The following is a 22,949-nucleotide window of genomic DNA, read 5'->3' on the forward strand; positions in this document are numbered from 1 at the left end:
GGAGCTTCAAATTCAAACAAGATCGAAGCCCGACGAAAGTGAACCGGACGCAAACGCACGCGGATGAAACACGCTTCATCGATGTCAGGTTTGGTTTGTCGTGGCTTACGCTTGACCTTCTGTGACTTTAACCACGCGGTCTGTGTCCGGGACGTTCACTTGCTGAGTTTCGCCGCCGGGCCATGTGATTTCTACCGACTTCACAGTGTCAAATTCTCCCAGCCCGAAGGTTAGAGGTAATTCGACCTGTGACTGGTAACTACATGTTGGCATCACAGTTCTGGTTAGCACGGTGTCGTCCGGCAACGTTACCTTCACGGTTGCACCGATGGCATCTCGGTTCGACGAAGTGCCTGTCAATTGAAATCGCAGCCAGTGATGGCCGGTGCTCTGATCATTTCGCAGAAGTCTGGGTTTGTTACCGGATGCGAACAATAAGAGGTCCACATCGCCATCACCGTCGATGTCCGCTCGCGTTGCCCCACGGCCCACCATCCGCTTCACAAATTCCGGTCCCAGAATGTCGTCCGGCACCACCATGAATTCGTTGTCGTACTCGCTGCCGCAATTCCACAAAACCTGAGGCGGTTGTTCGTAGTGTTGGCTGGACTGCACTTTTTGAATGTCGTCTTCCAGATGCCCGTTGCAGGCGAAGATGTCCAGCCGCGTGTCCAGGTCAAGGTCTGCAAACATCACGCCGAACGTCAATTCAACCCGCGTCACCGGGCCAATCCCGTTACTGACCGCTTCGTCACGAAACACGGGCAGCGGCAAACCAGGCGTTTGGCACACGTACAACGCCGTCATTTCGTTGGCAAAGTTGCCGATCGTGATGCCGACCGCATCGGTATTGCGAAAGTATCCAGCATCGATGCCCATCGCGCCGCGAGCTCCCCCGCTGTTGTCGAAGGCGATGCCGGACGTGGCCGCGTTTTCTGCGAATGAGCCGTTTGGTTGATTGATCAGCAGCAGATTTTGAACAGTATCGTTCGCGATGATCACGTCCAGGCGACCGTCGGCCGTTACGTCTGCGAAGGTCAGGCCGAGGGACTTGGCCAGCGGCTCGCCGGTATCAGCATTGGCAATCTGGATGCCCGCTTCCTGCGATACGTCGCTAAACTTGCCATCGCCGTCGTTGCGGTACAGCACCGGAAACGCGCCGCGAAAGTCGGTCGGACGTCCGTACGCTCGCAAGCTTCCATCAAGAGTGAACTCCATCGATCGGTCTTTTTCCGGCGACCACTCCAAATAGTTTGCCACCATCAAATCCAGATCGCCGTCGAGATCGTAGTCGAACCACCCGCAGCTCGTTCCCCACTGGTCGTCTGCCCCAGCAACACCGGCCTTTTCGGTCACGTCGACAAACTTTCCAGCTCCCTGGTTGTGGAACAGGCGATTCTTTCCCACAGCCGTGAAGTACAGATCGACTTTGCCATCGTTATCGAAATCGCCGCAGGCGACTCCGTTGCCGTAAAAGGAAACGTCCAGCCCAGAACCGGGCGTGACGTTTGTGAAGTTTCCTTTTCCGTCGTTTTCATACAACGCCTGAGTCGGTAACTCAGTTGGTTGAGGCGTCGTCCACGGCCAGACGGTGGAGTTCACGCAGACGATGTCCTGATCGCCGTCACCGTCGAAGTCGAAGAACGCTCCTCCGCCGCTCATCGTTTCCGGCAGCAGCTTTTCACCCGCCGCGCCGTTTTTGTGAACGAAGTCGATGCCGGCCGCCTGGGTAATGTCCGTAAATCGGATCTCAGGAATTTGCAGTTCCGGCAGTTCCCGTTCCTGTGGCAGAGCACTTTGTTCTTCTTTTTCGGGCGCAGCAATTTCTTCGGTCTGCTGCATCACGTAGGCGATCCCTGCCACGCTTGCCAACAGGGCCAGCACAACCACTGAGAACTTCATCGCCTTGCCGACGACGTCATCGTTTTCTGGTATATCGTTGCTCATTGAACCTTCAATTCGTAAATCACCAGCGGTTCCGCGGCCGCGTTGGCCGCCGGGTATTTCTTTCGAGCGATTCCGACCGCCTGGCCGCGAGCCGTGTCATCGGGCTTGTACTTGGTGTGCAAGCGGCGATGTTCGGCCGATAGTTCGGTGTCGCCAAGAAGGCTGTACAGCTGAGCGAGGTTGTGATGTGCGTCGACGTTTTCGCTGTCATCTTTCAGCGTCCGCCGAAATACCGCCACTGCTTCTTCCAGCCGACTTCGACGTTCATCCGCCCGCCGTTCGCCTCGAATATTTGTTGCCTGCGTGAAGATCGCCTGCCCCAGCAAATTGTTAACCACGTAGTCGCGGCTGAAATCGAAGCCGCGACGAACCGTATCCGCCGTGCGATAGTTCAACACCTGTCGGAAATTTTCTTCGGCCTGCTTGTGGTAGCCTTGCTGAGTGTTCAACACGCCGCTTAGCCACGCCAGCGTCCATGGTGGAGCCGCGGGATCGGTGTGTTCGGACGCTCGCTTCACGGCAGCGACGGCTTCATCCAGTTGGCCGTCGCCTGCTTCCTGCAGCAATACTCGAGCCAAATTCAGAGGCCCGTCATAGCGGCCCAGTTCTTCAACCTTCCGGAACGCTTCCGCCGCCTGTTTAAGTTCTGCCTTCCCTTTTAGCAGCATGCCGATGCCGTAATCGTTCCACCGCTGCCATTCCGGAAAGCCGTCGTCCGCTTCAGGAGTCGCTGCGACGTCCGCAACGCCCTGCACCGGAAATGTGACGTGGTCCTCAGCCAATACGGTGATTGGAAGTTCGTTACGGTACGGTTCCCCGTCGACGTGTCCACGGATCGGTTCCGCCTTCATTGCTGTTAGCGATTTGTCCACGATCTCCATGTACGTCGAATCGAACTTGCGATACAGCAACCGCACGGTGACATCGATCGGCGCGTTGACATCGTCTGGAACCTGAAGCGAATAGTGCACGGTCTGGCCCGCTCCGGGCGGAATCTGATGACTATACAGCGGCACAAAAATGTCTTGTGCGTTTCGGCGGTCGATGCGGTTGCCAAAGCGATCCAGCATGAATGTGTTCACGAAATGTGACCACGGATCGACGCTGTTGTCGTCATGCATTTGCCCGCTGACACCGACGATTCGATCGCCGGATTTCGCCGTCACTTCAAGCCAGATTTCGTTCGAATCCGACGTGCCCTGAGTGAAGTGATGCCCCATCTTTAGCGTGCGAATTACGGTTTCCAGCAGGTATCGTTCGCCCGGCTGCAGCGTTGGCACGTTGGCGCCGATGGGAGCCACCAGTTCGCCATCGATTGTGCCGCCTTTGCGAATTCCAAACAGATCGACTCGCATCACGCCGTTCAGGAAGTCCTGATGCGCCTTCACGATGTCTTCGCGATCACGCAGCCAGGCCATCGCGGTGTTGGCCGATGGGAACAGATGATTGTGAATTTTCAATTCCCCCGATTCGTCAAAGACCTGAGCACCAAAATCGTCCGACGCATGAGTCGGCATGTGGCATTCGTTGCAATTGTTTTGCGCTTCGGGCGGATAGTAAAAACTGCGAGCTCCATGCCCCGACACGCCGCTTAGCAACCAGCTGTCATGATGATTCTGCCCACGCAGCCATTCGCGGTAGTGGTTCAGTTCGTACGGCAGATTGACTTTGTGGCAACTGCTGCAGAATTCCGCCGACTTGTGAAGCGGCTTCAGAAACGTTTTCTTGTGAAACGATGGCTTCGCCTTCACCAGTTGATTGTTAACCCACTGCAGCAGTTCGTTGTCACTGTGAGCAAACGGGTAATGCTGAGGTTCCTCAATCGTGAAGTCAGCATTTCCTTCGCTGCTATTCACATGCGTGACCGCGTGACAAACGGTGCAGGTGATGCCTGACTGCGATGTCGGATGGTTGAGCATGTCGAAGTCAGGGTCATCGAACGCACCGCTGAAAAACGGCACGGGGTCGTGACAGCCGGCGCACCAGCGAGACGCCTTGACGCTGCCATCTCGTTTTAACGACAGCTCGCGAGTTTCTGCCACGCTGGCCAGATACATCGGGTTGTTAAACGAACTGAAACGATGAACGCTGTCGGACCATTCTTTATGAGAATCCTGATGGCACTTCAGGCAGTATTGGTTCATGTCCAGTGTCTTTGCCGGAATGAATTTGCCCGAAGACGTTCGCGCCAGCGAAGGTTTGAAATACTCAGTACCGGATTCCGGGCCGACGGCGTTCCACTGTCGAGGATCCTGAGACTGCAGGACGATCATCATCAACGCCGCTGCGCTTGCCAGGCCACCAAATGCCAAGCCTTGCTTCCATCTCATTTTGGGACCAACCAGCCGATGCAGCCAGTACAGCCACAGGCCAACAATCGGACAGGCCACATGAGCCCAGTACATCGTTGCCCTTGCCGCCGGGTGCTTCAGGTCGAGGACGCCTTCGATACGCACAAGTGCAAAGCCACTTAGCAGGATCACAATGCAAACGGCAAACAGGGCGTAGCCGATATTGACCGTGCGGCGGATTTTGCGGTCTTTGGTGTTTCGCATGTGCAGGATGCCGAATGCCAGAAACGGCACAACGATCATCAGCCCGACGATGATGTGCATCAGGAACATGCAGATGTAGAAGTAGTCCTGATACGTTTGATGCGTCCACCATTCCAGCGTCTTCACGCCGATCAGGTACGCGCTGTTTGCGGCGATCAGCGCCAGCAGTACCAGCATGATGTTGAAGACAATGCGCAGACGCGGTCCAATCGCCTTGCGAACGATTTTCTTTTCCGCTGGCGCACGATCAGGCGCAGCGGATGCAGTTTCAGAAGTCATGGAAGATGCAATTCACCATGCGGCCAGTTTCAAATGGCCACAGACATTGAAGCGTACGGATCAGCGCAGAACGAACTCGCACTGATCAACGAAGGGAACTTCAAACGGTGAATTCTGGTGGACGAAGCATTCGCAGAGGGAACCCTCGTCGCTGCGTTGGCGCGATTTCTCGCACACGCATGGCTGAGCGATTTGCGACTGGTGCCGTCGTCTTTGCAGGCGTCAGGCCATCATTGACACTCACGCTCGAACCGATCACTGGCAGGTCTCGCTGCGGAAAATCCTGCTTCTGGCGGCAATGCGGCCCGGAACAGGGCTGCGGCTTCGATTCCGTTGCGGGGGCGGCTTCTGTTTTGTCGTGTACCGAAGCATGCATCGGCTTGCTGTGCTTCGTGTACAAATATTCGCCACACGAAGCCTGAGCGAACGATGTCGCAAACATCGCCAGGCAGATTATCGTCAGAGTTTTGACAGAATTCTGAATCATCCGGGCTGCCGTCGGAGCAAAAATACAAGCCGCTCTCAGCATGTTACGCTATCGCACGCTGTTTTGTGAGTTGGAATTCGTCAAAAATCACTGATACAACTTGTTTTAACCCGCAGCCGCGGGCGCAGGCAGTGCCGTCACGCGTGTTTATGAGTTGGCAGCTTCCGCTGCAATTCCACTCCCTTCAACGACACCTGTGCCTGCGGCTACCGGTTAAACGACTAGCCGCGGACACACTTCGCAAGGCATTTGAGATGACGGGAAAGAAGAAATGGTTTGCCCTGGGATGTTTGCCGATCGCGATCGGCGCGGCCGTCATGTTGGGCGGTGCCGTACAGCAGGCTCGGAATGCCGCGAAGAAGACAGCCGACAAGTGAAACCTGAAAACAATTAGTCTCGCGCTCGCGAACTACCATGATCAATACGGCTGCTATCCGCCGCCGTATATTGCTGATGAAAACGGAAAGCCGATGCATAGTTGGCGAGTCCTGTTGCTCCCGTATTTGGATCAACGCCAACTGTACGAGCAATACGATTTTTCGAAACCGTGGGACAGCCCAGGTAACTTGCAGCTCGCGGCGAGACGCCCTCGCACCTACCTGTTGCACGGCGTCGATGATGATGGCGGAATCGCGACGAATTATCTTGCCGTCGTCGGGGAAGGCACGCCGTGGCCAGCTGGTCGTATGATGACTCACGAAATGATGGAAGAAACGGCTGGCCGGACAATCCGCGTCGTCGAGAATGTGGGCAGCGGAATTTTGTGGACGGAGCCGCGTGACCTGGATTTCAGCACGATGCCGATGACGTTGAAGGATTATCCGGCCGACGGAATCAGCAGTTGGCTGCAGCCTCCCGCCGTAGCGATGGTGGACGGCAGCACCGTCACGCTAAGCATGGAATTGACCGAAGACGAAGTCCGCAACATGCTGCTGATAGACAGTGATCAGGAACTCCCGGGTGGCGCACAAGAGATTGAAGACGGGCGTGATCGGCCAATTAAGGAGTGAGCGTCGATGGCAGTCGTTTGCCGTCATCGCAAAACCTGCGTAGAGTTTCGTCAAAAGTCGGCGCGACTTTGACTAAGAACCCCTAACCAAACCTGTGTGAGCCGCGACGTTTGTGGTTTCGTTTCAGGCAAGAAGTGAGGAGGCGGCGACAAATGTCGTCGACGACGAACGCCGCCGCCTGAGGCGGAACCACAAGCGGCCGGAGGGTTGTGACGACAGTAGCCGATCTGCGGCGTCAGCGCTCCTCGACGACATCTGTCGCCTCGTCACTATTCCTTGCATCTCGACCACTGTCGTCACAACGCGGCCACACAGGTTTTGTTAGGGGTTCTAAAACCGAATCGTCACGACAACTCCACTTTCTGAACGGGACAGTTCGCCATGCGTACCCTTCCACTTGCATTCGCCCTTTGTCTTTCCAGCCACGTGGCGTTCGCTCAGGAGCCGTTTCACGAAACGCTCACGTCGACCGCCGAATCCGTGAACGATGAAATCTGGTCTGCCGACAGCCGACAAGTCACGCCCAACTGCGAACACGATTGGTCAATCACGAAAGAAACGTTGCGAGGCGGACGGCAGGAAGGCGTGGATATCATCACCGTCGACAACGGGGTGATGCAGATTGTCCTGTGCCCGACTCGCGGCATGGGCATCCTGAAAGTCACATCGGGTGACCTGCAACTAAAATGGGATAGTCCGGTCAAAGAGGTGGTGAACCCTCAGTTCGTGAATCTCGCCAGTCGAGGTGGGCTTGGCTGGTTGGAAGGCTTCAACGAATTTCTGTGCCGTTGCGGTTTGGAAAACAACGGGCACCCCGGCACAGATAAATTCATCAACAACGTCGGCGACGAAGCCGAGATGGAACTGACTCTGCACGGCAAAATTGCCAACATTCCTGCCAGCAAGGTGGAAGTCGTCGTTGATCGGAAACCACCGTTTGCGTTGCGAGTGAAGGGGCAGGTGTATGAATCGTTTCTGTTTGGTCCGAAGCTACAGCTTCAGACAGAATTGGTTGTGTTGCCCGGCGAAAACACCTTCCAGCTGAACGATACGATCACAAATAAGGGAGCTCAGGAACAGGAATTCCAGCTGTTATACCACGCGAATTTCGGCAGTCCGCTGCTGGCCGCAGGAGCGGAAGTGCTGGTGCCGACTCACAACGTGACGCCGTTTAATGATCACGCCGCTGCTGGCATGAAAAACTGGTCGAAATATGAGGGCCCGACGGCCGGATTTGTTGAGCAGGTTTATCTGTTGAAACCGAAGGCCGATCACAATGGCCACACGATGGCGCTACTGGTCAACCGCGCAACGGCTCAGGCGGCTTCGATCGGCTGGTCAATAAAGCAGCTTCCGTATCTAACTGTCTGGAAGAACACCGGCGCGGCGGCCGACGGCTACGTGACTGGTATCGAGCCCGGTACTAACTACCCCAACAACCGAAGCGTGGAACGGGAAGCGGGACGCGTCCCCAAACTGGCCCCGGGTGAAAGTCGCGAAATGACGCTGACGTTTGGTCTTCATTCGGGAGGGAATGCAGTCGAGGCAGCGATCAACCAGATAACGGTTTTGCAGATGTCCGGGCAGGGGATCGACAGTCCGAATTCAACAACCACACCACGACAATGACGCCAGCACCCACGGTCGCTTCACCGCCGGTCAGCCGCTGGTTCGCGTGCAAATTAGGCTTGGCCACGTTCGCTGTTGTGGCGGCAGTTCTTTTTGCGTGGGTCAGTCTTCGCTTCGGATTGAATGCACCGCCGTCGACTTCCGGCGACGAACCCAGTTACGATTCCATTGCCTGGGAACTATGCCACGGCGACGGCTTTGCGATCGATTACTCTGACGCGGAATTTCGAACACCGTACGACACAGCGGCGCAGACTCAGCCTGAGCTATTCGACTTGCCATCAACGCAGCAGGGCCCGGTCGCCTTTCGCCCGCCGCTGATGCCGGTCATCACGGCCGCCGGGAATCTGGTGTTCGGTCGGCAGTTCTACGTGCTTCGTAGCCTGAACATTCTGCTGATGGCCGCGACTGCCGGATTCGTTGCGTGGTACGTGAGTCGCGAGGTTGGGTTGCTGGCGGCTGCGTTCGCTGTGCTGCTGCTGTGTGTCGATGTGAGGACTCGTCTGTACGCTCGAGCATTGCTAACCGAACCGCTGGCCTGCCTGCTGGCGACGCTGCTGACATTGCTGTCGCTTCGATTGTGCAAACAGTTTCGGTATCGGGAGGTCGCCTTGGCCGGACTGGTGACCGGACTTTCGGTTGCGACGCGGTCAATTGTCGTGCTGTGGCTTCCCGGGTTGGTGCTCATCCTGTTGCTTATTCAGCGGCGGACGCATCGTGCAAGCTTGTGGAATACTGCTCAAGGCGGCGTGGTTTTCCTGAGTTGCGTTTTTCTGACAGTGCTGCCATGGGCCGTCAGAAACGTGTTGCTGCTAGACCGGTTCGCTCCGCTGGGGACTCAGGGGTTGATGGAACTTTCCGCTGGCTACAGCGACGTCGCGTGGCAGCATTTTGGTGTGTGGCAGAATCTGTCCAGCAGTGACTTCTTTGCTGACGCTGACCTCGAGGGGAAAACTGGCGTTGCCAAAGAACTGGCGATCGCAGACGCGAGCAAAGCCAAAGCCGGAGAATGGATTCGCTCTAACACGGCGAAGCTGCCCGCGTTGGCAGCGATGAAAGTGTACAGTGAATTCCGGCCGCACAATTTGGTGGAAGGCCTGGTGCTGTTGCTCGCCTCAATCGGCGCGGTCGGTTCCTGGCGGTCGACGGCGACACGAATTCTTGTTGGACTGTTGCTGACCAATGCGAGTGCTGTGGCGTTAACGTGGTCGGTAGAAGGTCGCTTTGTGGTGCCTCAGTTGTTTGTGCTATATGCGTTGTGCGGCATCGGTGTCGGCAGATTCACCGGTTGGTTTCGGCAGCCGGCGCAGCAGCCTTCCTGAGTTGCTGCCAGCGCTCGAATAGCAGTGTATCCATCTTTAATTCAATCGGGTTCTGGAATTCCATGTCGACTTCCGATACCACCAGCCCCGCGAAATTGTGGTCGGCCAGAATGTCGAAAATGCCCATGCAGAATTCGCGTGATGTGTACATCGGTCGGTGCTCAAGCGGGCCCGGCAGGTAGCCCGGCATGTGGACATGTACGACGCATTCTGCGGCCCGCTGAAAGATGTTGCTTACGACGTCGAACATTTTTTCTAACGGTGCGTCCTGAAGGCTAAACTTCCAGATGTGTTCCATATCCAAAGTGACCGAACCGTGACGCAGAGCCCATTCAACAAGTTCGTCTGGCGGGACTCGCATGGTTTCAACTCCCAACACGATGTTCGGATGAATGGCTTTCACCAAATCGCCGTAGCGCTTCATCATGGGCGGGTGGATGACCACTGCAGACACGCTTAGTTCATCAAACAATCGGCAACAGGCCTGCAAATGGTCGGCAGATAGTTCCGGCTTATTGGGGAAGTGCATGGCGTAGTTCATGTCGAATCGCCGCGCCATCGCGATCACTTCGTCTGCTTGCTCAAGCACTGCTGCGTTCAGATACAGTTCCGCGTTGCGGAATCCAGCGTCGAATGCCTGCTGAAACGCTTCTGGCTGCGGTAAGAATTTAGTGGCGAGTTTTAGCATGGCGGGACTCTTGTCGTTTGGTGTTGCAGTCCGAAGGCGGCAGTGTTGAACGTGGGCTTGGAACTGAGTGGCTAAGGCAGGCAAATCATGCCTTCAGCGTAAAACGAACCGCCGATACTTTTTCCGTCGTCTGTCGTGGCGTGACTGCTCGACACTTGTCTCCGTTCCGTCCGTAATCTGCGAAGCCGCTGTTTAGTCATCGGGTGGCCACGCAGGCGATGTGCGGGAACACTGTGAAATTGCGACTTGCGACGCCAAATTGGGTTTCAGGCAGCTGGATATGGTTGTCGGGGGACAAGGCCCGACTGGAAGTGCCCTGCAGGATGTCGCCACACAGATTCACCGGCAGATTGAGCCGGTTTTTATCTGCGCGTATCTGTCGTTGGAAGAATGAGGCTATGTCGCTGATAGCCAGCAACGCGGCCATCAGCTTGCCGAAGATCATGCTCGTTTTCGGCGTGGTTGTCTCACTGTATTTTGGTGTCAGCACGTTTAGGCTCGCCGAAACCTATTTACTGTGCGACCCGGATTGCGTGCCAGAAAGCACGACGGCATTCAACATTGCGACGGCGTCTCTACTACGAATTTGCATGTAGTTCGGCAGTTTCTGTTGATATTTACTGGGATTGCACGTGCTGGAACTGCAACAATTTCTGCGTTCGATATGCTGATGAACAACTGCGAAACATTGTGCGAGTTTATTCTCGCCATTTTCGTCAAAATGCATTCTTCATCCGAGTGCCGTTGGCTTGCAAAACAGCACTCTGTCAACGGCATTGTCTCAAAGGCCACCTGCATGCCATATCCACCGATTTACAACTCAATGCGACAGATCTGCCGCTGCCTCGTCGTCCTGATTCTGATGCTGTTTGTCACTCAGGCTCAAGTGTCGGCCGACTCCTTCGAGTTCCAAAAAGACGACGTTGTTGCCATCTACGGCAACGGGCTGGCGGACCGCATGCAGCACGATCCGTGGGTTGAAACTGTCCTTCAGGCCCACCTGAAGGGGATGAATGTTCGGTTTCGGAATATGAGTTTCTCCGGCGACATGGTGAACCAGCGGCCTCGCAACAAAGGCTTCACGAACGATATGGAATACCTGCAGCATGTGGCTCCGAGCGTCGTCTTCATCATGTACGGCTACAACGAATCGCATGCCGGACCGAGTGGTGCGAAGGCGTACCAGGACGAACTGGTTAGTCTGGTCGAAAAGTATCGAGCGTTACGCAAAGAGAAAGGTGTCGACGCGAGATTCGTTTTGTTCAGCCCGATCGCCTATGAAAACACGGGCAGTCCGCACCTTCCGGACGGAATCCAACTGAATGCCAATTTGAAAGCGTTTACCGAGGCCACTCGCCAGGCCGCCACTGCGGCGAAGGCAACATTCGTCGATCTGTATTCGCCGACACTGCAACTGTTCGAATCCACTGAGGCACAACAGACGTTGAACGGGATCCATTTGAATGCGACTGGCTACCGAAACCTTGCTGGCATCATATCGCAGCGTTTGCTGAACAAGCCCGCGCCGACAGCGAAAGAGCTTACCCAACTGTATGCTGCTGTTGAGGACAAGAACTGGCACTGGCACAACCGGTATCGAGCGACGGACGGAAATGATGTCTGGGGATCGCGATCAGTTCTAAGCTTTGTTGACGGTCAGACAAATGCAGAAGTGCTGACGCACGAGCTCAAAATGCTCGATCAGATGACTGCGAATCGCGACGTCGTAATTTGGGCGGCCGCCGAGGGCAGGCAGATCGCTGCGGATGACAGCAACGTTCCTCCACCGATTGAAGTGATCTCAAACGTGGGCGGCGGGAGTCGCAGTTCGAGCGCCGAAAAAGAAGGCAGCACCGACTATCTTAGTCCGGAAGAAAGCCTCGCGAAAATTAATGTGCCTGATGGCTTTGAGCTGAACATCTTCGCTTCGGAAGTTCAGTTTCCGGATCTGGCCAATCCTGTGCAGATGCAGGTCGATGCAAAAGGGCGGCTTTGGGCGGCGAGCTGGAATTCGTATCCGAAATGGGAACCCGGTCAGGAACTCAAAGACAGCCTGATGATCTTTGAAGACACCGATCATGACGGTGTCGCCGACAAGCGAAAGATCTTCGCTCACGTGCACAACCCGCTCGGATTCGAATTTTGGGGTGGCGGTGTTGTGGTCACTTCTGGTCCGGATCTTCTCTTTCTGAAGGATACCGACGGTGACGACAAAGCCGATGTTCGCTATCCGCTGCTTCAGGGGCTGGGCACTTCAGACACTCATCACGCCGCGAATAATCTAATCTATGGACCGGACGGCGGCATCTATTGGCAGAGTGGTATCTTCCTGGTTCACAACCACGAAACGCCGTGGAAGCGGAATCTCACCACCGGCGGATCGGGGATGTATCGATTCGATCCTCGCACATTTGCGATCACTCCAATCGCTGCGAACAGTCCTAATCCGCATGGGATCAGTTTTGACCGCTGGGGCTATTGTTACGCCAACGACGGGACGGGCGGCAAGTCGTATCAGGTGCGCCCGCATGAGAATGGCTTCCGCATGCACACTCTGTTGACGAAGGAATTTCGACCGGTTGCCGCGAACGAAATTCTTTCATCGACACACTTTCCAGACGACATGCAGGAGGACTTCCTGATCCTGAATGTGATCGGCTTCCTCGGCGTCAAGCAGTACGACCTCGATCGGGGCGACGGTGGCAGGCGACCGTATGGGCACGTCTGGGGAACGCCCGGGATGGAACTTCTGAACGGCGAAGACCGAAACTTCCGACCAAGCGATGCAGTCATCGGTGCCGACGGCGCGCTGTATGTGGCTGACTGGCACAATATGATTATTGGCCACATGCAACACAATATTCGCGACCCCAGTCGAGACCACAAGCACGGTCGCATCTTTCGGCTGACCGCCAAAGGACGTCCCCTTCAGGAACCGGTTGCAATTGATGGTGAACCGATCGCAGCTCTACTGGACAACCTCAAGCACCCAGCGAATGGTGTCCGTCATCGTACGCGAGTGGAACTTAGTAATCGCGATTCCGGCGAAGTGATCGCGGCGACTCAACAATGGATGGCGAACTTTGATCCCAATGACGAAACCGAAGCGCACCATCTTCTCGAAGCATTGTGGATGCACCAGCAGCACCACGTGCAGAACAAAGAGCTACTTCACTCGCTGGTGAATTCCGAAGTCCCGCACGCTGCCGTCGCGGCGAAGACCGTTCAGCATGTGTGGGACAATGTCGATCTTAAAGGAGCCACAGAATTCGCGGCTCCGCCCGAACTGAAACTCGTGAAGTATCGATCGCCACGGCACCTCGATAAGAAGTACCACAAGATCTATCAGACCGGTGCTTCAATTTTTCAGCGTGAGTCACATTGCGCCACTTGTCATCTAACGAACGGGCAGGGCAACGGCATCGTCTATCCGACGCTGGTCGGAAGTCCGTGGGTCACTGGCAGCGAAGACCGGCTGGTTAAGCTGGCTCTGCATGGCATGTGGGGCAAACTCACGGTACGAGGCAAGACTTACGACCCTGCCCGCGGTGTGCCGCCCATGACCGCGTTCCGTGATCTGCTCAAGGATGATGAACTTGCAGCAGTTCTGACGTTTGTCCGCAACACGTGGGGCAATAAGGCGTCCGTGATTGACGCGAAGACTGTCGCGAAGGTTCGAGCCGAAACTGCGGGCCGCAGTGTCTTCTGGAAGCCGGAAGAATTGCTTGAGCAACATCCGCTCGAAAAAGAACTGATGATGCCGGGCGATGAGGCGGAAGAAGCTATCGCTAACCTGGAACTCGAAAAGGAATTGCTCAGTCAGCCGACGGCTAAGCTTGTTGAAGATGCCATCGCGAACGGGAAGGCTTCTCGCGGCAAGGAGTTGTTCTACCGATCTTCAGCAGCGTGCTTCGCGTGCCATGATCCACCCACCGGTACGCCTCGATTGGGGCCCGACCTGACGAAGGTGGCCACAAAGATGACGCACGAAGACCTTGTGAAATCGATACTCGACCCGTCTCAGAAGATCGACAAAGAGTTCGCTCAAGTGACTGTCGTGACCGATGAGGGCAAAGTCATCACCGGCATTCGAGTATCTGAAAACGACAAAGAGATCGTGCTGCGAAACCTCGCGCAGCCGAAGCCCATTACGATTGCCATCGACGAGATTGACGAAGTCGTCGAATCAAAAGTTTCATTGATGCCGGCGAATCTCGTGCGTCTGTTGAAGAATCGCCAGGAGTTTGATGACCTGATGAAGTACGTCATCGAAGTTCGAAAACGGTAGGCGTTACATAGAGGGGCTCCACGCATTGGGAAGTTGTGGCCTTCGCCAGAAATTCCGATCTGCGACCAAATCGCAGAAACTCTGGCGAGCCCCACGACAAGTTGCCGTTCTGGCTGATGCTGACGCACTGACAATACCACCGGCTGGTGTGACGCCGACTTTGCTTCGCCGTTAGCACCAATCAGCCCACGGCAATTGATGAATATCCTTCCAGCATGAAAGGGGCTGAGATTCGTGAAGCTACAAGTCCTGCTTGCGATCACGCTGTTCAGAATACTTCCGTCTGTTGCAGTCGCGGATGATCGTACGAATATCCTCTTTATCTTTGCCGACGACTGGGGCTGGGGCGACTTAAGCTGCCACGGGCATCCGTACGTTAAAACGCCCAATATTGATCGGCTGGCGAAGGAAGGGACCGACTATCACCGGTTTACAGTTGCCAGTGGCGTATGCTCACCCAGCCGAGCGGCCGTTATGACCGGACATTTTCCGGCTCGCTACAACATTGACGGGCACTTCGCATGGGTGCCCAGCAATGCGAAACGGAATATGCCGGACTGGCTGGCGACGGACTGCGTGACGTTGCCGAGACTGCTGCAACAAGCCGGATACGCAACGGCCCATTTCGGCAAATGGCATCTGTCGAACGATATGATTCCCGATTCGCCATCACCTGGTGAATACGGTTACGACACATACGGCGCCTTTAATTGTTCGGGCGAACAGATGCCCGTTCATGAAGACGCGGCGAATGCCATTCAATTTATCGAAGCCAGTCAGCAAGCCAACAAGCCCTTCTTCATTAACCTCTGGATTCACGAACCGCACACTCCGTTTCACGTTGTTCCGAAATACCGGTGGCGGTTTAGAAACAGCGGTCTTGACGAAGCGGATGAGATCTATGCATCTGTGCTATCGCACGCGGACGATCGCATCGGTGAAGTTCTGGATGCTTTGGATCGGCTGAATCTTACAGACAACACTCTGGTCGTGTTCAGTTCTGACAACGGCCCTGCTCGCGGAAAACTAAACGCACCGCTATCGCTAAGTTACGATACGGCAACTGGTGCCGGGTTCGGCATTGCGGCGTCGAAGGGCATCACAGCCGGGCGAAAGGGCTACAAGGCGTCGCTGTTTGAAGGCGGCATCAACGTTCCATTTATCGTCCGCTGGCCTGGCAAAGTTGGGGCGGGCAAAGTTGACGACCGCCTGTTGATTTCCGCCGTCGATCTGCTTCCCACATTCTGTGAAGTCGGGAAAGTCCACTTGCCTGCCTCATACAAGCCCGACGGGTTAAGCCAATTGGCCGGACTGTTGGGCGACTCACGTGACGGCCGCAGCAATCCGCTTTTCTGGAAGATGACGGGACGTGGCAAGCCACAGCAGGCGAATTCGTTTCACTGGGTAGACTATGTGATCGTCGACCAGCAGTGGAAACTTCTCGCGGACGACGATTCAACACACGTGGAACTCTACAATATCGTGGAAGACGTCTACGAGAAGAACGACCTTCACGATGCACACCCACAAGTTGTTGCAGCGTTGAGCAGGAAGCTGGCAGACTGGAAGGCCACACTGCCAAACGGTCCAGACTCAAGATATTTCTCGTCGCTACGAGAAAAGTAATTCCCACACTGGTGATTCGATGTGGCGGAGTGCCACGCGAGAACACTGACTACAGCCACTCCCTTTCGCAGGCAGATTCATGAAACGAACGACGCTATCTCTCGCCATCCTGATCGGCTGCATTCAGAACAGCCTTGCCGATCCGCTTGTTTTTGAAGGAACCGATGGGCCCGGCAACGGGCGGCACATTGTGCTGATCGCTGGCGATCACGAATACCGTTCCGAAGAATCGCTGCCCGCACTGGGAAGGATTCTGGCGAAGCATCATGGGTTCAAGTGCACGGTGCTGTTCAATATCGATCCGGAGACAGGCGAAATCGTTGCCGGGACTCCGTCCAGTATTCCAGGTCTGGAGGCCTTGAAGTCGGCTGACCTTGCCGTTGTGTTTCTGAGGTTTCAGGATCTGCCTGACGATCAGATGAAACATTTAGTCGACTACCTGCAGCGTGGCGGGCCTGTTGTTGGTATGCGAACGGCGACGCATGCCTTCAACATTCCTGCAGGCAAGACCTATTCGAAGTACTCATTCCGCAGCGAAGACAAAGACTACGAACTCGGCTTCGGGCACCAGGTACTGGGCCAGACATGGGTTGGGCACTATGGCCGCAACCATCAGCAAAGTACCGCGATTGCGATTGTCCCGGACAGGAAGGACCATCCCATTCTGCGAGGCGTCAGGGACGTGTGGGTTCAGGCGGGAGGCTATGTTGGCAAGCCGATCGACGGTGAGATCCTCACAATGGCTCAACCGCTGGATGGCATGACACCGGATTAACCGCCGTCGGAGAGTCAACCGCCCATGCCGTCTGAATGGACGCGGACGTATCGATCAGAATCGGGGAAAAAAGGCCGCGTCTTCACGTCGCTGTACGGCACCCCGGAAGACCTCACCAACGATGGGTATCGCCGACTGATGGTCAACGGCATCTTCTGGGCCTGCGGAATGGAAGACGCCATCACCGCCGACCTGAACATCAATTTTGTCGGCCCCTTCAAACCCAACACGTTCGGAAACCAAACTCACGCGTTGGGAATTAAGCCGAACATGTACCGCGGCTACGAAAGCCCAATCCCGGCGAACAACAACGTGAACAAGCCAGTGCGAAAGCCTCGCCAGAACAAGCCGAAAAAGCCACAGGCCCCTGCGAAGCGAGCGAATGGCAGTATTTGAATTATTATAGTGGCCAGCTTCGATGCGGGCGAACTCTAAGAGTATTGTGGCGTTGAATAGATCATTCCTTCGGACTTCCATCATCTGGTCGTTCGCGAGTAATGGCGATTGCCACTCAGTGGTTGAAGGTCCAGACCGTGAACACGGGCCCACATTCGCGGGGCACTACAATTCTGAAGTTTCGAAGCTCATGCTGTCGATTCGGTGTCTCTTCACCTTCCCTACCGTCGCGAGTGCAGGATCAAAGAGTGCCAAGTTCACACCCTCCGTAACAGAACTCGTGTAGAGTACGCCGGAATACTTGCACTTCTTGATGAATTCGCACATGTACTGGCTGGGGATATATTCAATTGCTGCGGCCGTCGGCAGAACTGGCGTCGTCAATTCTGAGCCAATACGTTCCAGGAACTCGACGTCACCTCGCAGCAAGGCAATCGCCGATTCATCTCCGAGCAAGAACGGCGAGACTAGCGCTCGCGGATTCCGCAAATCCAGCAACTTGATTTTCGCTCCGCGCTTTAGCTTGAACTCGGCAACGCAAACCGTTTCTCCGGGGTGGGGACGCACCTCGGAGACAGCGGTTTGAACCGTAGACGCCAAATACAAGTAGGGAATTCCGGCAGGATTGGCTCTGCCATGTGTCGTACGGTCCTGTGGTGGCGCTCCCATCTTTTTTTGCGTGAATACCTTACCGTCCTGAGAGATCCTTGCTCTGGACCAGGAAGCGGGGATGTCCTCGTCGATCGCAATGATGCTGGCAAAGAGGTCTTCGAGCCGCTCAAGTTCAATTTCTGTCTCAGGAAAAAAACGGTTGCGATAACGAAGCTCATCCCTAAATTGCTCCCAATCCTGCAGTCGCTTCGTTAGACATCGCGACGATGGGACCATTGCTTCGCGAGTACGCTCGCCGTCGTCCAGGATTTCGATCAACAGCAGGTTGGCATTCGCACGATCCAAGGCAAAAGCTTGCCAGTCGTCGATCAGCCAATCGACGAGGACCTTGCCTGATACGTTTGGCGTGTAGATTCCGCAGACGGGGTCAAAATATTCTGCCAGTCGCGACGCCTCAACAAGCTTAGTATTGATCGCGCCGCACGTCGGGCAGGTTCCTTTCGAATCACTCAACTCAACGATACGCTGATGGAGCTTTCGATCGTTAAAGCACTGCCCACAGCACAACATTACTAACCCACCTGCTCGTTCGCAAGAAACCCGGCAAGCGTCTCAATGTGGTGCTTCATCGACAATTTCTTGACGTACCCTAGACCGGGATAGTGACCCCGAGCATGAAGGTCTCGGAATTCAGCAATTGCAGATGTTTCCGCGAATTTCGATCTGCCACTATCAAGGACGTTCATCAGTTTTTGGAGGGCCTCCGCAAACTTTCCGGCTGGGTCTTTCGGAGTGTCCTGTCGTTTAGATTTGAAGTGGCTGATATACATCGCTTCATCTCTCTCGTCGTCGATGAACGTAAGATGGATCACGATGGTATAAGCCGGACCTCCGCCTTCGAGGAATTCGTCGCCGACGATCAGGAAGTCGCCAAAGCCGTCCATATTCTCTTCTTCGAATGTGATATGGAGATCTGAGAAGAATTCGGCACCATCCGGATGGTCTCGGCCTCGCCGACGCTCAAAGCCGTCGCGAACCAGGATTTTCTTTGGATGATCTCTGAAGTGACGCCGATAGAGCTTCCCGCACGCCGACTCAAGGAAAATGTCAGCGGATACGTTAGCCGTGTCATCTGGGTTGGCCATTAATCCTTTGGCATCTGTGTAACCAGCATGAACGAGCACAACGTCCGAACCAGCGTTACGCTCGCAGGCTTCGATGACGTCCCCGGCCCGCATGTTTTCGGTAAGAAGCAGCCCTACCGAAAGTCGATCATTCGTTCGAAGCTCGTGCTCAAGAAACTCAGCTAACTTAGCGCCGTTCGTGCTGAACTCTCCATGTTGCGGGTTCGATATCAATACGGCGCTTACACCAGCCGACCGGATCGCATCGAAGGATTTCCGCAGGCCTCCGATCTCGGACCGGACCGGCTCGATGATCGGCACGAATCCCGCGCCTGCAAGCACCGGTGCTGATTCGCGGATAGTAATGAGTTCGTATTGCTTACCTCTGAAGTAAGGGTAGTACAACGCTAGCTCCAGCCAATGGCTTCTGATACGGGAGTCTTCAATGCTGCAATCAAATTGGCATGGTCTCGTTTACGCAATCGAGTCGACAATGAGGCGCAGTGTAGTGATTCCGGAATGTCGCTGACAAACGATTTCAGAGATTTCAGTGTGCGCGACTTCTTCAACGTATCCACCATGGCGCCATGGGCCACAACCGAATCGAGTCTAACGAATTCGCTTCTCAGCGCTTCGTATTTCTGCGTGTTAGGAACAACTGGAACCGAGACTCCGGCGTTTTTCAACGCCATTGCTGCCTCTCGCAACGTCATTGCCTCGAAAATGGCGTTTGGACATGTGCGGGCCGCATCATTGATTCCTTCGCGAACCGGGGAAATTCGGAATGTCTTGGAGAGCTTCAGAATGCCAACAGCGTCTGGTACGCATCCGAGCACCTCCTCGAGGTGGTTCTCGCCAGCGATCACATTCACCGTCGCGAAAACCCTGAGGTACTCTTCAATCTGCAATGGCAAGCGTGCCAGGTTATCCCGCTCTGACTTCACTTCATATGCTGTGGCGGTACCGTTGAGGATCACAACATCGGCGATGCAACGGCCCACGCGAAACTCCGTAAGCATTGATGCAGTGTTGAGATTGTGTTCTCCAAGCAGGACTCTTCGCGTGATCGCGGCCTTATAAACGTATTCATGCCGATTACATGTCCGCCGCAGATAGCTGAAAGCACAATCGAAGAGGTGCCCTAATTCGGTGATGTTGGGCTCAGCATCCAGGATGCGAGACTCTGAGATCAACCGAGTGAGCGTAGGGGACCTGCCAAGTCCAGCCAGTTCCTTCAGCACGGCAGAGGAGAAGAAACGAGCAAGAGCAACAGGCTCGATTCCTACGGCGTTATTCATCGTTTTTGCTCCTGAATAGTGCTGTGCCTGAATAGTGCTGTGCCTGAATTGGCTGCCTAGATGTTTGACATGGGATCTACTGTACACAAGTCGGACGGGATCACCAAACTTAGAATTTGAAAGAAGGAAACTGGGGTGCTGGCAAACAAGAAGCAGGGCCGATTCCCGCTGAAGCGATCGTCGCGCCGACGATAGAAATCGGCCTAACTTAACCGCATCCACTTTCCTCAGCGATTCGACTTACCACGCAGACCCCGATCGTCCGTCGTGGCATCTCGGCCTAGACGGCGAGGGTTGTTGCGCTGGGGACCTGGCCCCAGTGGCCGGTTTCGCCCTTTGTGTTGACCTAGTGGAACAGGTAGTGAGCCAGTTTCCCGCCGTATTCGCCCTTAGGCTTAATGATGCGGGGCGTGCGAGTTGCATGCGAAGTGAGGCGGTACTCTGACCGTGGCTGAGGAGCCCAGTCGCCGATGGCGATGTAAACTTCCGCTCCGATGCAGCTGCCCGGGGCGAGCTATCCGCGTTGGCGTTGAAGCGTCTGAGAACACTAGCAGATGCTCAAAGCGGTCGGAGCCGATAACCTGAGCGATCGCTGAAGTGTTTCAAACGTCGAGCGGCGCCACGGCTGCGATGGCGGCAGTGTAATTGACTCAGACGGTAAGAGTCTTGCCGAACTCCTTGATTTCGTCGGAGTCCATGCGGTAGGTTTCGGGCAGCTCATTGATAATGTCGGCAAAATTGCCAGCCCACGCATCAAATTGGCCTCCTGCGGACAGAGGCATTTGCTTGGTTCTGGTCAACGTGGGCGTCGCTTACTATGTAGCAACGTAGAAGTGGCTTTCGGACGGTTAGAGCGTGGCATAACGACAGACTGAAATGCGGGCCCAGTGCAACATGGTCACGAGAAAATATCGGAACCCTGCTCCCAGGTAGCAAATGGCAGCGAGCAACATCTCGGAATATAAATTCTAAGCGGCTCGCGGGCCTGCACTCGCTACGCGAAGAAGGCGCTGACGGCCTGGCCTTTGACTAGTTCGCGAGGTTGGTTCAGGTGGTTGTAGACCATTGTTTCGGGATCGATGCCGAATGAATGGTAGATGGTGGCGAGTAGCTCCTGCGGATGAACGGGATCTTCCAGCGGCGCTGACGCGGTTTTGTCTGACTTGCCATGCACGTTTCCTCGCTTCACGCCTGCTCCGGCGATGATGCCGGTATAGCAGTACGGCCAGTGATCACGTCCATCGTCGCTGTTGCCGTTACCGCTGGTACTGACGCCTCGCTGCGGACTACGACCGAATTCGCCCACGACGACAACCAGCGTTTCTTTCAGCATTCCGCGTTCGTCAAGGTCGGCAATGAGACCGGAGACTGCACCGTCCAGCATTGGGGCGGACTGAGTTTTCATGCGTTTGGTGAGTCCCGTGTGGTGGTCCCAGGAATGGTTGTCAGAGTTCGCGACCTTAGGCCAGATCACTTCAACGACTCGGGTGCCTGCTTCGACAAGGCGGCGAGCCAGCAGGCAGGAATCTCCAAAAGTGTTGCGGCCGTATCGTTCGCGGGTCGTGTGGCTTTCGGCGGCGAGATCGAATGATTCGCGAGCTCGACCGGACACGATCAGATCGAGTGCCTGTTCGTAGTATTGATTCAGATTCAGGTCTTTCACGGCGTTGTCGATCTTCGGCATGCCCGCGTTGATCGTGTTACGCAGTTTGGCTCGACGATTTAATCGCACAGAAAAGACTTCCGGCCGTAGCTTCAGGTCGTCAATTTTGATCCGCGTCATCTTCGACATGTCCATGTCGTCGCCGGACGGATACAGCTGGTACGGATCGTAGGCTTTGCCCAAAAATCCGGCGGTTCCCCCTTTGCCGATGACACTGCTTTCCTGCAGCGGACGAGGCAACATAACGAACGGAAGCATCGGTTCATCCACCGGACGAAGTCGTACGATGTTAGAACCGAAGTTCGGGAAGTCTTTCGGGCTGGGAGGTTCGAGCTGTCCGGACGGACTGACCTTATCCGTGGTATAGCCGGTCATCATCTGATAGATGGCGGCCGTGTGATTAAACAGGCCGTTGGGCGTATAGCTCATGGAACGGATCATCGTGAATTTGTCGTTGATCTGAGCGAGCTTCGGCAGGTTTTCGGTGAACTGAACTCCTGGCAACTTTGTCGAAATGTTGCTGAAGACACTCTTCACATTTTCCGGCACGTTTTCCTTGGGATCCCACAGATCCAGATGTGACGGCCCACCCTGCAAATAGCACATGATGATGCTCTTGGCTTTGCCCCAGCCGGGACCGCCGGCAATGTCGCTTTTGTTGGCCGCCGTGGCTGACTTAAGTTGCAACATGTTGGCCAGAGAAAGCCCCAGCATGCTGGACCCGCCAACTCGCAGTACGTCTCGCCGCGTGCGGCCGAGGTTACTGTCACAAACGTCTTTTCCAGCTTCGCCTTTGATGTGCAGCATGAATTTGTTCCTTGTGAGGGCTGTTAATGGGGAGATGAATTATTTCAAAACGGCTGTCAGCTTTCAGCGGTCAGCTTCTAGCTTTTTGATTAAGGCGGTCAGCATGCGTTTGATTTCGATCACTTGTGAGTTTGACGCGGCGTCAATCTGTGTGTCAATGTAGCCGAGATCACGAGCAACCAGAATATGGTATTCGACTTCACTGGCGGAACCGGCTGCCATTTGTAGAAAACGCCCGAAATCGGCATCACTGCCTCGACCGCAGCCTTCTGCGATGTTGGCCGTGATCGACGCCGCCGACCGGCGCAACTGACTGGCAGGCCCAAACCGTTCATCTGTGGGAAAGTTCTTCGTTGCTTTGTAAACACTAAGCTTGAACTCGTGAGCCTTCCTCCAGACAACTAAATCATGAAACGACTTTTTCGCGGAAACCTTCAGGCTAA

The 22,949-nt window shown here is 55.2% G+C and carries 19 protein-coding genes; 8 read left to right on the plus strand and 11 right to left on the minus strand.

Annotated features, from left to right (window positions below):
• Nucleotides 1-105 precede the first annotated feature (105 nt).
• The 3 genes from Fuma_RS03200 to Fuma_RS03210 all read right to left on the minus strand — a co-directional run bounded on the left by Fuma_RS03200 (nt 106) and on the right by Fuma_RS03210 (nt 5,268).
• Nucleotides 106-1,947 (minus strand): CRTAC1 family protein, encoded by a 1,842-nt coding sequence (locus tag Fuma_RS03200; RefSeq protein ID WP_077022863.1) that lies wholly within the window; start codon nt 1,945-1,947, stop codon nt 106-108.
• Nucleotides 1,944-4,781, minus strand: a complete 2,838-nt coding sequence (locus tag Fuma_RS03205) for a tetratricopeptide repeat protein (protein WP_083731770.1) — start codon at nt 4,779-4,781, stop codon at nt 1,944-1,946. Before Fuma_RS03205 ends, Fuma_RS03200 begins: the two co-directional genes overlap by 4 nt.
• A gap of 100 nt (nt 4,782-4,881) precedes the next feature.
• On the minus strand, nt 4,882-5,268 hold the full coding sequence (locus tag Fuma_RS03210) for a hypothetical protein (protein ID WP_145943943.1): 387 nt from the start codon (nt 5,266-5,268) through the stop codon (nt 4,882-4,884).
• 254 nt (nt 5,269-5,522) lie between these two features.
• Between Fuma_RS03210 and Fuma_RS36390 the strand changes: the two genes are divergently transcribed.
• From Fuma_RS36390 to Fuma_RS03225, 4 genes are all read left to right on the plus strand, one after another.
• Nucleotides 5,523-5,645: a hypothetical protein gene (locus tag Fuma_RS36390; RefSeq protein ID WP_257787787.1), complete on the plus strand. Its 123-nt coding sequence runs from the start codon at nt 5,523-5,525 to the stop codon at nt 5,643-5,645.
• Nucleotides 5,646-5,657: 12 nt separating this feature from the next.
• Entirely contained in the window at nt 5,658-6,278 is a 621-nt protein-coding gene (locus Fuma_RS03215; protein WP_229360980.1) for a DUF1559 family PulG-like putative transporter, read from the plus strand.
• A 381-nt stretch (nt 6,279-6,659) separates the two neighbouring features.
• Nucleotides 6,660-7,907, plus strand: coding sequence for an aldose 1-epimerase family protein (locus Fuma_RS03220; RefSeq protein WP_077022866.1), 1,248 nt, complete (start codon nt 6,660-6,662; stop codon nt 7,905-7,907).
• Entirely contained in the window at nt 7,904-9,229 is a 1,326-nt protein-coding gene (locus Fuma_RS03225; protein ID WP_077022867.1) for a glycosyltransferase family 39 protein, read from the plus strand. The genes Fuma_RS03220 and Fuma_RS03225 overlap by 4 nt, the downstream gene beginning before the upstream one ends.
• Here Fuma_RS03225 and Fuma_RS03230 read toward each other — a convergent pair.
• Both Fuma_RS03230 and Fuma_RS03235 read right to left on the minus strand, forming a co-directional pair.
• Entirely contained in the window at nt 9,189-9,917 is a 729-nt protein-coding gene (locus Fuma_RS03230) for a hypothetical protein (RefSeq protein WP_077022868.1), read from the minus strand. The genes Fuma_RS03225 and Fuma_RS03230 overlap by 41 nt on opposite strands.
• Before the next feature lie 196 nt (nt 9,918-10,113).
• A complete protein-coding gene (locus Fuma_RS03235) occupies nt 10,114-10,407 on the minus strand; it encodes a hypothetical protein (protein WP_145943945.1) in 294 nt (97 codons plus the stop codon).
• Between the two features lie 372 nt (nt 10,408-10,779).
• Here Fuma_RS03235 and Fuma_RS03240 point away from each other — a divergent pair, with 372 nt between their 5' ends.
• The 4 genes from Fuma_RS03240 (at nt 10,780) to Fuma_RS35865 (ending at nt 17,002) form a co-directional block, all read left to right on the plus strand.
• Nucleotides 10,780-14,205 carry a PVC-type heme-binding CxxCH protein gene (locus tag Fuma_RS03240; RefSeq protein ID WP_077028076.1) on the plus strand — a complete coding sequence of 1,142 codons (3,426 nt, stop codon included), beginning with the start codon at nt 10,780-10,782 and terminating at the stop codon, nt 14,203-14,205.
• Between the two features lie 249 nt (nt 14,206-14,454).
• Nucleotides 14,455-15,831, plus strand: a complete 1,377-nt coding sequence (locus tag Fuma_RS03245) for a sulfatase-like hydrolase/transferase (protein WP_414655200.1) — start codon at nt 14,455-14,457, stop codon at nt 15,829-15,831.
• A 79-nt stretch (nt 15,832-15,910) separates the two neighbouring features.
• Nucleotides 15,911-16,606 (plus strand): type 1 glutamine amidotransferase family protein, encoded by a 696-nt coding sequence (locus tag Fuma_RS35860; RefSeq protein ID WP_218922381.1) that lies wholly within the window; start codon nt 15,911-15,913, stop codon nt 16,604-16,606.
• Nucleotides 16,607-16,630: 24 nt separating this feature from the next.
• Nucleotides 16,631-17,002: a type 1 glutamine amidotransferase family protein gene (locus Fuma_RS35865; protein ID WP_218922382.1), complete on the plus strand. Its 372-nt coding sequence runs from the start codon at nt 16,631-16,633 to the stop codon at nt 17,000-17,002.
• 165 nt (nt 17,003-17,167) lie between these two features.
• Here the strand turns inward: Fuma_RS35865 and Fuma_RS03255 are convergent, their stop codons facing one another.
• The 6 genes from Fuma_RS03255 to Fuma_RS03275 form a co-directional block, all read right to left on the minus strand.
• Nucleotides 17,168-18,127 (minus strand): RES family NAD+ phosphorylase, encoded by a 960-nt coding sequence (locus Fuma_RS03255; RefSeq protein ID WP_218922383.1) that lies wholly within the window; start codon nt 18,125-18,127, stop codon nt 17,168-17,170.
• A gap of 59 nt (nt 18,128-18,186) precedes the next feature.
• The gene (locus Fuma_RS03260; protein ID WP_077022872.1) at nt 18,187-19,143 is read right to left on the minus strand and encodes a sce7725 family protein; all 957 of its coding nucleotides are present in this window, start codon (nt 19,141-19,143) and stop codon (nt 18,187-18,189) included.
• Nucleotides 19,144-19,145: 2 nt separating this feature from the next.
• On the minus strand, nt 19,146-20,036 hold the full coding sequence (locus tag Fuma_RS03265) for a sce7726 family protein (RefSeq protein WP_077022873.1): 891 nt from the start codon (nt 20,034-20,036) through the stop codon (nt 19,146-19,148).
• Between the two features lie 650 nt (nt 20,037-20,686).
• The gene (locus Fuma_RS36395) at nt 20,687-20,818 is read right to left on the minus strand and encodes a hypothetical protein (RefSeq protein ID WP_257787788.1); all 132 of its coding nucleotides are present in this window, start codon (nt 20,816-20,818) and stop codon (nt 20,687-20,689) included.
• 212 nt (nt 20,819-21,030) lie between these two features.
• The gene (locus Fuma_RS03270; RefSeq protein WP_077022874.1) at nt 21,031-22,506 is read right to left on the minus strand and encodes a DUF1501 domain-containing protein; all 1,476 of its coding nucleotides are present in this window, start codon (nt 22,504-22,506) and stop codon (nt 21,031-21,033) included.
• 63 nt (nt 22,507-22,569) lie between these two features.
• Complete coding sequence (locus Fuma_RS03275; RefSeq protein WP_077022875.1) at nt 22,570-22,944, minus strand: four helix bundle protein; 375 nt, start codon at nt 22,942-22,944, stop codon at nt 22,570-22,572.
• Nucleotides 22,945-22,949 lie beyond the last annotated feature (5 nt).

It is taken from the genome of Fuerstiella marisgermanici (assembly GCF_001983935.1).
In the GTDB taxonomy this organism is placed as follows: Bacteria; Planctomycetota; Planctomycetia; order Planctomycetales; family Planctomycetaceae; genus Fuerstiella; species Fuerstiella marisgermanici.